Here is a 13,326-nt window from a genome sequence, read left to right on the forward strand (position 1 = left end):
GCTGGAGCCTTTAGAACCTTTTGAACCGCTTGATCCTTTTGAACCACTTGATCCTTTTGAACCACTTGAACCTTTTGAGCCGCTTGAACCTTTTGTACCTTTTGTACCTTTAGGGTGTTTTGAGGGTTTTGGCCCTTTTTTAAATTCAACAGGGTTATTGATTAAAAATTCAATTACCCCGTTCTCTTGTGCTTGCGTAAGCAGATCTTCCATTACCATTTTCATTTAAACACTCCACCACTTTCCAATTTATTTATACTTCATTGATAATTTATGGGAGAAAGGATGAAAGTGTCATAGACAAAAGTTTATTTTTTTTAAAATAACCAAGTAACCCATAAACTGCACCATTCCTAAAGTCAGAGCATAGTATTCTAAAAAATATGTATTTAATAGGGGTTTTTAAATTGCAAAAATATGAAATTTTTATCAATCCCAAGACGTTAAACCAGCTCAATAAAGATATCTGGATGGATGAACATGTTCAGGCAGTCCTCAAAATAGGAAACAATCAATATTCAATCGGCTTGGCATATCGTGGAAATGTGATCCGAAAGAAGAAAAAGAAATCCTATAACATTATTTTTCAAAAACCATTTACCGTAAATGGCGCTCATGAAGTCCATTTAAACGCAGAATACAATGATATCTCACTTAGTCGTAACAAGCTTTCATTTGATTTCTTTGATACAATTGGTGTCATTTCCCCCCACTCCAAGCATGTTCTTCTCTATATAAATGGTTTTTGTAAAGGTATTTATTTAGAGATCGAATCTTTCGATCAATTTCTTTTACAAAAAAGAAATTTACCAATGGGAACAATTATTTATGCAACTAACTATTACGCAAATTTCTCCCTTCTATCACCAAAAAAGAAATTAAAAACGGATTTACTCGAAGGATATACCCTTAAATATGGTGATGAGGATGAATTGTCGCATTTAGAAGATTTAATCACCAAAACTAACACACTTAAAAATGAGGAGTTTGAAGAAGAAATAACAAAGGTGCTAAATGTGGACCAGTATCTAACATGGCTGGCGGGAGTTGTTTGTACCCAAAATTTTGATGGCTTTATCCATAATTATGCACTCTACCGAAATAGTGAAACCAACACTTTTGAAATAACTCCTTGGGATTATGACGGGACTTGGGGCAGAGATCTGCACGGGAAACGGCTTGATCATGACTTTGTACCTATAACCGGGTATAATACCTTGACCGGCAGATTACTTCATGTACCTAATTTTAAAAAGAAATACTGTGAGATTCTTTCCTACATTTTAGAAAGCCAATTTACGGTCGAAACCCAAATAGGAATTATTGAAGAACTCTTTGAAACACTGAATCCTCATTTACAATTGGACCCTTATATTAAAAGAAAAGGCAATAGTCTTGATTCGGAAAAGGACGTTATCGTTAATTTCATTGAAAAACGAAATAGCTACTTAAAGCAGCAACTAATTAAACTACAGGACGACAAAGTATATGGTTGAATATCATATACTTTTTTTTGCCTATTTTTTGCAAAAAACACGAAAAAGGGCCTCTTTATTAGTACAACATCATCCCGTGATACATATAGATGCAGTGTAAATGTTTATTTAATAAAGGAGGAAAAAACTTTTATGGATAGAGAACTTATGAACATGCATGTTGGTAAAACAATTAGGGTAGATCGTGGCGGTCCGGAGTCTAGAATCGGGAAATTACTTGCGGTATTTGAAGACTTCTTTGTACTCTTAACAGAAAAAGACGGCGTCGTTTACTACAAAACGAACCATGTCAGGAGTATCACAGAAAGTTCTAAAGATGCTATGAAATTGGGCTTGAAAATTCCTGAAAAATTAGATTTTAAGACTGCACAAAATTTTCATGAACTTTTAGAGAGTATTAGATTTCAATGGGTAAAAATTAACCGCGATGGTGGTCCAGAGTCTTTAGAGGGTGTACTTAGTGATTCTAACAAACACTATGCCTCCCTCATCGTGAATGAAGAAGTGGTTCGTTTTTCATTAAAGCACATTCGAAATATTAGTTACGGCTTAATGGTGGATAAATCAGCAAAAGATGATGATGAGGAATCAAGTTCCAGCTCATCCAGCAGCAGCCACAATTCCGATAACAACGAAGATAACGATTAACCATTACGTCGCTTCTCCAAAAGAGAAGCGACCCATTATCTCTTAAGGAGGATGAAACATGGGGTTAGAAAAATTTTCAGCCGCATTGGATTTACTAAAAGGGTTTCAGGTAAATCTTTATGTGGGTGAAGACATATTTAAAGGAAAATTGATTGGCGTAGAAACAGACCATGTGGTACTAGAAACTGAAAAGAAATATATTTTTTATTATAACATTGATAAAATTCAAGCGATTACTAAGAATACAAAGCAATTTCAGCCGGAGAAAGCAACTGTAGAATTTCAAAAAACACAAAGCTTAATGGAGCTTTTACACTCCTTCCAATATTCTTGGGTAACGATCTTGAGCATTAATAAACAAAGCTTTTACGGTGTACTAAGTGAGATTGATGAAGATTTTGTTACGTTAATTAATGGCGAAGAGCGAATCTTAATCAAAGTCACACATATTTCCAATATTTTAAAAGGTTTTTTAAAAGAAAAACTAATGAAAAAAGAACAGAAAAAAACAGATAGTAAAAATGAGAATAAGAATCAGAACAAAGAAACAAAAGAGTCTAACGAAACAAAGAACTCTAACGAAACAAAGGAGTCTAACGAAACAAAGAATTCTAAAGAAACAAAGAATTCTAAAGAAACAAAGAATTCTAAAGAGACAAAGGAGTCTAACGAAACAAAGAATTCTAAAGAGACAAAACAAACGAATGAATCAAAAAAGAAAGACGAAGATAGTAGCTCTGGTAAAGCACCGAAGGAATATACAGCAGAGACAATTAAGAATACTTCGGGTAAGAGTACTACTATTGAAAAGAAATCTAGATCCACATCAAAAAAACAAACTGAAGTTGAAGCCTCAGATGTTATGGAGCCAAACTACATGAAAATTTGGTCTAATCCGATCAAAACAGAACCAGTTATAAAGGATGACCAATCTTCAAAAGTAAAAATGCAGTCTGATGAGTTAGAACCAATTCAAGTATTTAATAAAGAGATGAAAAAACAAAAAAATGAAACGATTCCAACTGAGAATAAGAAAGACGAATCGACGGGTTCTAAATCCAATGATATAAAATCCAATAAAAACACAGAAAAGACTAGCAGGCAGACATCCGCGGTATCTTCATCATCTTCATCTAAAAAAGAAATGAAAAACGAAAAACCTCAAGAAACCATAACAGTCTCAAAGCCTGTTGTCACACAATATGCTGCACCTAAGAAATCAGAAACTACCTTAAATGAGAAAGTCGATAACGATACTAAAAATGTTTGGAAACAAAAAGACCAAGAAACCAGAGCCTTCCGCTTCACCGGTGAACCCGTTCCCCGCAATCAAGAAAGAACTTTCCCGTTTGCTGGATGGCCAAGGAGCAATCAACGAAGCTTTAGATTTTAATACCGCAATTTTCACAATGAAGAATACTCTATTGTTCTATCAAACAAAGCATTTTAACAGCATCCATGTCCTCTTACAAATATGAGCTGGGCAAATCGGATTAATTATTTTGATGCATAAGAAACGAAACGATCTTTTCAGCCCCTCTCTATTTGTGAATGGAAATACTTAGGAAAGGATGTGAGTAAGTCCGTGAAATTGAAAGAAAATATCGGCAAATATATTAAACTTGAAATATCCGGTAAGAAATATATATATGGGCTTTTAGTGGATATCGGTAGTGATTTATGGGTTATATTTAATGGAACTGACTATCTTTATATTCCAACCATTCATATTCAAAATTGGCAGTTCATGAAACAATATGAAATTGATGAAATCACCTTTAATGACGAACCAACACCCATTTATAATCATAATGAAGAGATCTCGTTACGGAAAACCCTTACGGCAGCAAAAGGAATTTTCACAGAAATCTATGTCACGAGTAACCAAGCCTTACATGGTTATATCATTAGTATCATGAATAATTATTTTGTCTTCTACTCGCCGATATACAAAACCATGTTTATCTCGTTAAACCATTTAAAATGGTTAATCCCGTATACCAACAATCAACGTCCTTATGGATTAAGCAACGCCAGCCTTCCAGTAAGTCCTAGCAACCTAACGTTTGCCCGGTCCTTTGAAGTTCAAATTGAAAAATTACTTGGAGAATTAATCGTGTTTAATATCGGGGAGAATGAAAATGTTATCGGCAAGATTCAATCCATTAAGAATAACTTTGTTGAATTAATTAGCGCTAAAGAAGACCCCATTTATATCAACTTCCAGCATATCAAAACAATTCATATGACGTAGTTAGGTTTTTTTTAAGCTAATTTTAAACAAGCTTTTGGGTTAAATCAAAAAAGAGTGTCATATGACACTCTTTAAATTTGTTCATAAATTGGTGATGTCAGGCACCATTCGTGGACATTGTCCTTTCAGGATGTATAATCTAACCCAATATTCATTGCTGCTTACATTATTCTTTCTGTTTATTGTAATTAGTTGCTGATATGCTATGCTAGACATATCTAGCATAAAGTTGGTGTGTTAATGGAACGTATAATCTTATTCGACGGCGAATGTAATCTCTGCAATAGCAGCGTTCAATTTATTTTAAAAAGAGACCCTAAAGGGATCTTCACATTCACTTCTCTTCAAGGAATGACTGGTCAAGAGATTTTGATAAAACATGGCTTAGAGTTGAACATTAACAGTTTTGTTTTAATGGAAGGAGATAAATTGTACCTAAAATCAGAGGCTGCTTTACGTGTCTGTAAGCAGTTGAATGGCTTATGGCCGCTGTTCACGTTTCTATTAGCTGTCCCTCCCTTTGTCCGGGATTTTGTCTATAATCTCGTGGCAGCTAACCGTTATAAATGGTTTGGAAAAAGAAAAACTTGTCTGCTCCCCTCACCTAAGTGGAAAAGCAGATTTTTAGAGTAAAAGTTAACGAATAACCGGATACTGTCTTTTAAAAAGCCTTGATTACATTCTTAACCTTTTTCGTAACTCATTATAAAATTCAAATCATCGTTGAAAGGAAGATTTATGGAATTGTCCAATATAGGTAAAAAGGATTTTCCCATCTGTTGATAATTTCGTGTCCGGCCTTAGTTTTTCATACATTGCCTGATAGGGCTCAGGAACCCAAATATATTGATGAATATATTCAGTTAAGACAAAACCGCATCTTTTCCAGAATGCAACCCGGTCCAGATTTTCGGGTGTTTCTTCGGCTTCCACTTCAATAATTAGACTATTATAGTTTCCAGACATCATGGTCCAATCCTCTATGTATTTCAACATGTGTATACCAAAACCCTGTCCTCTCAGCTCTCCTCTTACTGCCAAATAATCGATAAGCAACGAATTTGCTTCTTTCAATTTACCAGTTAACGCCATCACTGCAACTCGCCCTTCATCAAGTCCGATATGTAAAAAACAAAGCTGTTTTCGAAACATATTGCGAATGATTTTTTCCGGCTTTGCCCCTTTATCAGCAAATGCCTGATCATAAATTGGCCTGACCCTGTCCCATAAATGATCATCCCACTGATCAAACGTAAAAAATTCCAATTTCATGTTCCCTCACTTTTTTAAAAGGACATTATTTAAACTTATATTATCAAATTCCCCACTTGGTATGCCAATAAGCAAAAAAGGAACCTTTGAATAGATTCAAAGGTTCAAACAGAGAACTTAGTGGTCTAGGCTAAGCTCTCACAATTAGGAGGTCTAAACTCAGAAGAATTTAAACAAGTTCATTTTACCATTTTCGGAATCTTCTATCAATAATTTATTACTGTAAAGTAGAAAAGTAATTAGAAAGACTTATCCAAAAATAATAAATTAGTCCTCCTTCTTTCTTGCCCATTATATCCAATAAGGACATAAAGCATGTTTAGATATAATAAACCCCATAATAATAGTAAATTTGGTCATTTTGACAGCTGAAAAACTATTTTAAAAAACTTATGATTTATTTGTTGACAGACATGTATATACAAGTTAAAATGAAACCGTAATCAAAACTTGTATATACAAGCAACGATGAATTATGAAATCGTACACATTGCCTGCTTTATATGGGTTTTAATTTTAATAGAAGAAAATGGGCATTAAACCATTTCATTAGGGGGAAAGACAAATGACGAAGTATACAGATCCTTCGAAAGAACTACTGCAACACATCGGCGGTAAAGAAAATATTGCAGCCGTTACCCACTGTGTTACTAGAATGCGTTTTGTTTTAAATGATCCTAGTAAAGCAAACGTCAAAGAAATTGAATCCATCAAACTTGTTAAAGGTACATTTACCCAAGCTGGACAGTTCCAGGTCATCATCGGGAACGAAGTACCCAGCTTCTATAACGAATTTGTAAAAATTGCTGGCGTGGATGGAGCGTCTAAGGAAGAAGCGAAAAAAGCAGCTAAGCAAAATCAGAACTGGATCCAGCGGATGATGGGACATCTAGCTGAAATCTTTACACCATTAATCCCGGCCCTAGTAGTCGGTGGTTTAATCCTTGGTTTTCGAAATATTATCGGCGACATTAAATTATTAGACAATGGAACAAAGACGATTATTGAAGTGTCTCAGTTTTGGGCCGGTGTTCACGCGTTTCTTTGGCTGATTGGCGAAGCGATATTCCACTTCCTTCCAGTTGGGATCACCTGGTCGGTTGCTAAGAAAATGGGCGCGTCTCAAATTCTTGGTATTGTTCTTGGTATTACCCTAGTATCACCGCAATTATTAAATGCTTACGCGGTTGCAGGTGCAAAGGAAATTCCAACTTGGGATTTTGGTTTTGCAAAAATTGAAATGATTGGTTATCAAGCACAAGTTATTCCCGCTATTTTAGCTGGATTAGTATTAGGATTCTTTGAAACAAGATTACGTAAAATCGTTCCAAACTCAGTCTCCATGATTGTTGTACCGTTCTTTGCCTTAGTTCCAACCGTATTAATTGCACACACAATCTTAGGTCCTATTGGCTGGCAAATCGGCGCTGGTATCTCTCATGTTGTTTATTCTAGCCTAACTTCATCATTCGGCTGGTTGTTTGCGGCAGTATTTGGATTTGCATACGCTCCACTTGTTATCACTGGTTTACACCACATGACAAACGCGATTGACCTTCAATTAGTAAGTCAGTTTGGCGGCACAAATCTATGGCCTATGATCGCCTTATCAAATATCGCTCAGGGTTCAGCCGTTCTTGCGATGATCTTTATTAACCGTAAAAACGAAGAAGAAAAGCAAGTTTCAATCCCTGCAACAATCTCTTGTTATCTTGGTGTAACAGAGCCTGCGATGTTCGGTATTAACCTTAAATACGGCTTCCCTTTCTTAGCTGCGATGATCGGTTCGATGATTGCAGGTGTTGTATCCGTTGCAAGTGGTGTAATGGCTAACTCCATCGGTGTTGGAGGTCTTCCTGGTATTCTTTCTATCCAGGCAAAACATATGGCAATGTTCGCAGTATGTATGGTGATTGCGATTGTAGTTCCATTCATCTTAACTACAATCTTCTCAAAAACAGGCTTGAATAAGACAAGACTAAGCAAATAATTAGCACTCCATCTAGGAGGGAGACCATCTCCCTCCTTTTCCACATTAGATTAATTAATAAATTAGGTAGGTGTATTTACATGTCAACAGCATGGTGGAAAAAAGCGGTCGTTTATCAAATCTATCCAAAGAGTTTTAATGATACAACAGGAAATGGTACTGGAGATATCCAGGGAATTATTGAAAAATTGGACTATTTAAAAGAACTCGGTGTGGACGTACTTTGGCTGACACCAATCTATAAGTCTCCACAGCGTGATAATGGTTATGATATCAGTGATTACTACTCCATTCATGAAGAATACGGGACAATGGAAGATTTTGATTTACTCCTTGAGGAATCCCATAAACGTGATATCAAAATCATTATGGACATTGTCATAAACCATACATCCACGGAGCATGAATGGTTTAAACAAGCCAGGTCTTCAAAAGATAATCCATTCAGGGACTTCTACATCTGGAAAGATGGCAAAAACGGCGAACCCCCTACCAACTGGGAATCTAAATTCGGCGGATCAGCGTGGGAATATGATGAGACAACCGAACAATACTATCTCCATTTGTTCGATGTCACTCAAGCGGACTTAAACTGGGAAAACGAAAAATTACGTTCAGCCCTATATGAGATGATGCACTTTTGGTTAAAGAAAGGCGTTGACGGCTTCCGTTTGGATGTCATCAATTTAATTTCTAAAGATCAGCACTTTCCTCAAGATGACAGCGATGGACGAAAATTTTATACAGATGGTCCAAGAATCCATGAGTTTTTACATGAAATAAATCAACAAGTGTTTTCAAAATACGATATCATGACCGTTGGCGAAATGTCCTCGACTTCGATTGATAATTGTATTCGATATACGAATCCAGACCAAGAAGAATTAAATATGACCTTTAGTTTCCATCATCTGAAAGTCGATTATCCTAATGGCGATAAATGGACAAAAGCAGATTTTGATTTTCAAGCTTTGAAAGATATCCTATCCAACTGGCAAATTGAAATGAACGAAGGCGGCGGATGGAATGCCCTCTTCTGGTGTAATCATGACCAGCCACGTGTCGTATCGCGGTTTGGAGATGACCATGAGTATCACAACGAATCTGCAAAGATGCTGGCGACAACACTTCACATGATGCAGGGCACGCCATATATTTATCAAGGCGAAGAATTTGGAATGACTAATCCAAACTTTAACGCAATCGATGAATATCGTGATGTCGAGTCATTAAATATGTTTCAAATTTTGAAAAATAGAGGCTTTGTTGAGCAAGAAATCCTTGATATCTTGAAGCAAAAATCTCGTGACAATTCCAGAACCCCGGTTCAATGGAATGATAGTGAGAATGCTGGGTTTACCACTGGTACACCATGGATTAACACTGCGGCAAATTATAAAGAGATCAATGCTGAGAAGGCCGTCGAGGAATCGAATTCCATCTTCCATCACTATCAAAGGCTAATTAAATTACGCAAAGAGTTTGATGTCATTACCGATGGTGATTTCGAATTAATTTTAAATCAAGATCCAGAAATCTTTGCTTTTATTAGAAACAGCGGTTCCGAAAAATTACTGGTCATCAATAATTTTTACGGCAGAGAAAAGAGAATGACCCTCCCTTCTCAATTAAATCTTGATGACAATCATAGTGAAATGTTAATCTCTAACTATAAGGACTCCCCTGCACAACCTACCATGGAAATGGTGCTGCGTCCTTACGAGTCTATCGTTTACCACCTGAAAAAATGATCGGAGATGTCGTTATGACAAACAAGTACTTAACCATCTATAATAGCATTGTTGAGCAAATCAAAAATGGAGAACTAGCTCCGCAGACACTGCTTCCCTCTGAAAACGAGTTAAAAGACCAATACGACACGTCGAGGGAAACAATCAGAAAAGCATTAAACTTGCTCTCACAAAATGGCTATATTCAAAAGGTTAGAGGAAAAGGATCCATTGTTATCGACATCAGTAAATTTGATTTTCCCGTCAGCGGATTAGTAAGCTTTAAGGAACTTGCAAGTAAAATGGGCAGGAAACCAAATACCATTGTAAATGAGCTAGAATTAATTAAGCCCGATGGCTTCATCCGTCAGCAGCTGCAGTTGGGAAGTAAAGACCTTGTTTGGAAGGTAGTCCGGACGAGGGAAATGGGCGGAGAAAAAATTATTTTAGATAAAGATTATTTAATTGAAAGCTTCGTCCCTTCCCTAACGGAAGAAATTTGTGCTGATTCCATTTATGAGTACATTGAAAACCAATTGAATTTGACAATCAGCTTTGCAAAAAAGGAAATAGTCGTAGTGGAACCAACCCCTGAAGACCGCTTACTGCTGGATCTCGATGGTTTTTATAATGTGGTTGTAATCAAGAACTATGTCTATTTAGATGATGCCACTCTGTTTCAGTATACAGAATCAAGGCACCGTCCCGATAAATTTCGCTTTGTTGATTTTGCAAGAAGATAATGACTATTTGGAGACCTCTCTTTAGTGAGGGTCTCTTTTTAAATTTTTCGTTATGGTTGTCCAACCGCCCTCCTATTTTTTGCATATTCTATTAAGAATTCAAAAAAACGAGGTGATGACATGCACGAAAGCAAGCTTGTAATAACCATTTTGGGAAGTGCAGGCGGACTGGCAAGGTCCCTGCTCACACTCTTAAATAAAGCAAGCATCAATCAGCACGATCCTATTCATCTAAAGATTTACTACAGCACTATCCATTTAATTGACAACAAACAAAGACCACTAGATTATTATAAGAGCATATGCCCCGATCTCATCCAACAATTAAGAATCCATCAAGTAGATTTAAAGGATACGATTATACTTAGGAACTTTTTAAAAAGGTCACATACATCTATCGTCATAGATGTTTCATTAGCAGATACAGTTGAAATGCTCGATTGCTGTAACCAGCTGGGAGTAAATTATATTAATAGCGCATTGGAAAATATCTATTTGGATGACCATCCATTTGACAACAAAGGTTTTTCACTGATTGAACGACTTCGTTTTTTTGAAAAATATAAGGATGATTATTGCAACTTAAAAGCGATTGTTTGTTCTGGAATGAACCCTGGGGTTGTTCAATGGATGGCGGTCGAACTGATGAATAAACACCCAAACGAGAAGCCTCTTGCCTGCTTTATTGTCGAAAACGATACCTCCTTCTTCAAAAATAAGACAGAGGGTAAAACCAACGTAATTTATACTACCTGGTCCCCTGAATGTTTCCTTAAGCTAGCTACACAAAGTTATCCGATGTATATGAAACATAAGACTCCCCTTTTCCTTTATGAACATACGTTTGACTTGGAATTTAAAGTGTCTTTAGGGGACAAGAAGTTTCATGGCTGTTTAATGCCGCACGAAGACTGTTATACTTTGTGCAGACAGTTTGACATCGAGGGCGGTTACTTCTATAAGGTAAATGATCATACAATCAATCTAATCCGAGATAATTTGGATCATCCCGATAAAATCTGGAAATTGGATAGGAAGGTTCTCGACCCACTCGATTCCCCCCTTGGTGGAGATAATCTAGTGGGGGTGCTCCTCGTGTATCCGGATAAAGAAAGATATATGTATAATGTGGTAGCCAATGATTATGCTTATGACCAATTAAAAACAAACGCCACTTACTTTCAGGCTGCCTGCGGCTTGTATGCTGCCTTTGCCGTTTTGCTTAATGACGCAATCGAGAATGGAGTCTATTATGTGGACGATCTTTTAGTAAAAACAGACAATCATTACGGAAAGTACCTCTCCTGCCATATGACAGACTTTGTGTACGGTGAAAACCCTCAGACTGATGGACTACTATTGGACAGAATGAAAAATCTTCGATCTAGTTAATTTTTGTATTCTATCTAGCAATTGCTATAATGAATGTAACATAAAGATCGAGGTGAAAATGATGTGCGGCCGTTTCACATTAACAGCAACGATTGAAGAGATCATCAATCGTTTTGATATCCAATCATTCCTTAACGAGGAGTGGTTCGCTCCAAGTTATAATATTGCCCCCTCTCAGTTGGTTCTTGCCGTCATCAATGATGGAACGTCAAACCGGATGGGCTTTTTAAAATGGGGCCTTGTTCCACCTTGGGCAAATGATCCTTCAATTGGCAATAAAATGATTAATGCTAGAGCAGAAACGCTTACCGAGAAACCAAGTTTCCGTAATGCCTTTAAGAAAAAACGCTGTTTGGTGATCGCGGACAGTTTTTATGAATGGAAACGGCATAATAATAAAACGAAGACTCCGATGCGGATTACATTAAAGTCCAATGAATTATTTGCCATGGCTGGGCTATGGGAAGGTTATAAGGCCCCGGATGGAAAAGTACTGTATTCCTGTTCTGTCATTACAACGGGTCCCAATGAATTAATGAAAGACATTCATGATCGGATGCCGGTCATATTAAATCGGCAAGATGAGCCTACCTGGCTCAACCCAGACATTTCCGATCCGAATAGCTTAAAACCCCTGCTGATTCCATTTGATGAAAATTTAATGGACACATATGAGGTTTCATCCTTAGTGAATTCGCCTAAGAATAACTCGATTGAACTTATCCAAAAAATTTGTTAAGGCCTATTTTTTGAAAAAATTTTTAAAAATGGACATGTTCACTACATGCAAGTACAAGCACCAACATATGATGTACTAACCCATAAAAGTTTTCCTTCTTTCGAAAGTGGCAGACCCACTTTCTTTTTTTGATTTAAAGGTAATGTTCTTATCATCCTTTTCATTGAATATATTAATTAATACAGTCTATTGGGTTTATTTGAAAGGAGGATTAAAACTTGATTTTTATCCCATCAAATGTCAATATTGGCAACATGAAAATTAATAGCCCTGACCACGTAAGTGCTGTTAATTTAGGATCATCCTTTCTTAAAGGAATTAATGTTGTTGGAAAAAAGAATCAAGGATTTGGTCAACAATTAGGTAATGATTCCGTTACGGTTGTTCCAATCCATATGATACAGGACGATGATACAATTGATTCAACCAGTATAAAAATAAATTGTCCCTAGTTTTTAAATCAAGGTAGGTAAACTTAATGATTAGGAGTGATACACTTGAATATCGCCCCAATGGCCATTAATTTTCTAGGCTTTAAAGTCAACACAGTGGATAATTCATCTTATATAAACCTTGGGCCAAACCAATTTATTGATCAGTTGCTTTCTTATAAGCGAAACCAGGGGGTTGGAGAACAAAATGGTGATTTATCTCCTGTTAACATCCCGATATCATATGTCGTAGATACTGATGTAACTGATAGCAATACTGCCAAAAACAGTATTGTTTAGGGGGGATACAGTTGATCTTTGCACCGATGAACGTCAGTCTTGGAGATATAAAAATCAATGTCTTCGACCATGCATCTGTTTTTAATATGGGACCTAATCAAATAACCGATTTATTTATTTCCTACAAACGCAATCAAGGATATGGTGAGCAAAATGGAGATATTGCTCCAATGTTAATCCCTATTTCATTTATATTGGATAATGATTTGAATGACAGCTCGACTTTAAAAAATAGTATTCTTTAAAAGTGGCTGCGAGGACTTCTATATATAGAAGTCCTTATTTTTTGAAATTTCCCAATTATTATAAAACAAGCTATACTAATCTATGG

General features: G+C 36.4%; 15 protein-coding genes. 13 read left to right on the forward strand and 2 right to left on the reverse strand.

All coding sequences use genetic code 11. The features are described from left to right. Positions 1 to 225 (reverse strand): hypothetical protein (locus tag AAHB15_RS28080; protein ID WP_342043778.1); only part of this gene is annotated, 225 nt, incomplete at its 3' end. 182 nt (positions 226 to 407) lie between these two features. On the opposite strand from AAHB15_RS28080, the gene AAHB15_RS28085 reads away from it, so the two are divergent. The 5 genes from AAHB15_RS28085 (at position 408) to AAHB15_RS28105 (ending at position 5,031) form a co-directional block, all read left to right on the forward strand. Continuing rightward, positions 408 to 1,496 carry a CotH kinase family protein gene (locus tag AAHB15_RS28085; protein WP_446715900.1) on the forward strand — a complete coding sequence of 363 codons (1,089 nt, stop codon included), beginning with the start codon at positions 408 to 410 and terminating at the stop codon, positions 1,494 to 1,496. Positions 1,497 to 1,628: 132 nt separating this feature from the next. Beyond that, entirely contained in the window at positions 1,629 to 2,144 is a 516-nt protein-coding gene (locus tag AAHB15_RS28090; protein ID WP_335572688.1) for a hypothetical protein, read from the forward strand. A 58-nt stretch (positions 2,145 to 2,202) separates the two neighbouring features. Then, complete coding sequence (locus tag AAHB15_RS28095) at positions 2,203 to 3,537, forward strand: hypothetical protein (RefSeq protein WP_342043780.1); 1,335 nt, start codon at positions 2,203 to 2,205, stop codon at positions 3,535 to 3,537. A 192-nt stretch (positions 3,538 to 3,729) separates the two neighbouring features. Then, positions 3,730 to 4,398 (forward strand): DUF2642 domain-containing protein, encoded by a 669-nt coding sequence (locus AAHB15_RS28100; RefSeq protein WP_251567601.1) that lies wholly within the window; start codon positions 3,730 to 3,732, stop codon positions 4,396 to 4,398. Between the two features lie 240 nt (positions 4,399 to 4,638). After that, positions 4,639 to 5,031, forward strand: a complete 393-nt coding sequence (locus tag AAHB15_RS28105) for a thiol-disulfide oxidoreductase DCC family protein (protein WP_335572690.1) — start codon at positions 4,639 to 4,641, stop codon at positions 5,029 to 5,031. An 84-nt stretch (positions 5,032 to 5,115) separates the two neighbouring features. On the opposite strand, the gene AAHB15_RS28110 is transcribed toward AAHB15_RS28105, so the two are convergent. Further along, positions 5,116 to 5,670 carry a GNAT family N-acetyltransferase gene (locus AAHB15_RS28110; RefSeq protein WP_342043781.1) on the reverse strand — a complete coding sequence of 185 codons (555 nt, stop codon included), beginning with the start codon at positions 5,668 to 5,670 and terminating at the stop codon, positions 5,116 to 5,118. Positions 5,671 to 6,235: 565 nt separating this feature from the next. Here AAHB15_RS28110 and treP point away from each other — a divergent pair. From treP to AAHB15_RS28150, 8 genes are all read left to right on the forward strand, one after another. Further along, complete coding sequence (gene treP / locus AAHB15_RS28115) at positions 6,236 to 7,660, forward strand: PTS system trehalose-specific EIIBC component (RefSeq protein ID WP_342043782.1); 1,425 nt, start codon at positions 6,236 to 6,238, stop codon at positions 7,658 to 7,660. Between the two features lie 80 nt (positions 7,661 to 7,740). Then, complete coding sequence (treC, locus tag AAHB15_RS28120; protein WP_342043783.1) at positions 7,741 to 9,411, forward strand: alpha,alpha-phosphotrehalase; 1,671 nt, start codon at positions 7,741 to 7,743, stop codon at positions 9,409 to 9,411. A 14-nt stretch (positions 9,412 to 9,425) separates the two neighbouring features. Then, positions 9,426 to 10,133, forward strand: a complete 708-nt coding sequence (gene treR / locus AAHB15_RS28125; protein WP_335572694.1) for a trehalose operon repressor — start codon at positions 9,426 to 9,428, stop codon at positions 10,131 to 10,133. A 120-nt stretch (positions 10,134 to 10,253) separates the two neighbouring features. Further along, complete coding sequence (locus AAHB15_RS28130) at positions 10,254 to 11,525, forward strand: S-adenosylmethionine decarboxylase related protein (RefSeq protein ID WP_342043784.1); 1,272 nt, start codon at positions 10,254 to 10,256, stop codon at positions 11,523 to 11,525. Between the two features lie 61 nt (positions 11,526 to 11,586). After that, positions 11,587 to 12,264, forward strand: coding sequence for an SOS response-associated peptidase (locus AAHB15_RS28135; protein ID WP_335572696.1), 678 nt, complete (start codon positions 11,587 to 11,589; stop codon positions 12,262 to 12,264). Between the two features lie 218 nt (positions 12,265 to 12,482). Then, positions 12,483 to 12,716, forward strand: coding sequence for a hypothetical protein (locus AAHB15_RS28140; RefSeq protein ID WP_335572697.1), 234 nt, complete (start codon positions 12,483 to 12,485; stop codon positions 12,714 to 12,716). Positions 12,717 to 12,776: 60 nt separating this feature from the next. After that, positions 12,777 to 12,995: a hypothetical protein gene (locus tag AAHB15_RS28145; protein WP_420491154.1), complete on the forward strand. Its 219-nt coding sequence runs from the start codon at positions 12,777 to 12,779 to the stop codon at positions 12,993 to 12,995. Positions 12,996 to 13,006: 11 nt separating this feature from the next. After that, complete coding sequence (locus AAHB15_RS28150) at positions 13,007 to 13,240, forward strand: hypothetical protein (RefSeq protein ID WP_335572698.1); 234 nt, start codon at positions 13,007 to 13,009, stop codon at positions 13,238 to 13,240. Positions 13,241 to 13,326 lie beyond the last annotated feature (86 nt).

The sequence above is a fragment of the Bacillus sp. OTU2372 genome (assembly GCF_038440275.1).
Taxonomy (GTDB): domain Bacteria; phylum Bacillota; class Bacilli; order Bacillales; family Cytobacillaceae; genus Neobacillus; species Neobacillus bataviensis_B.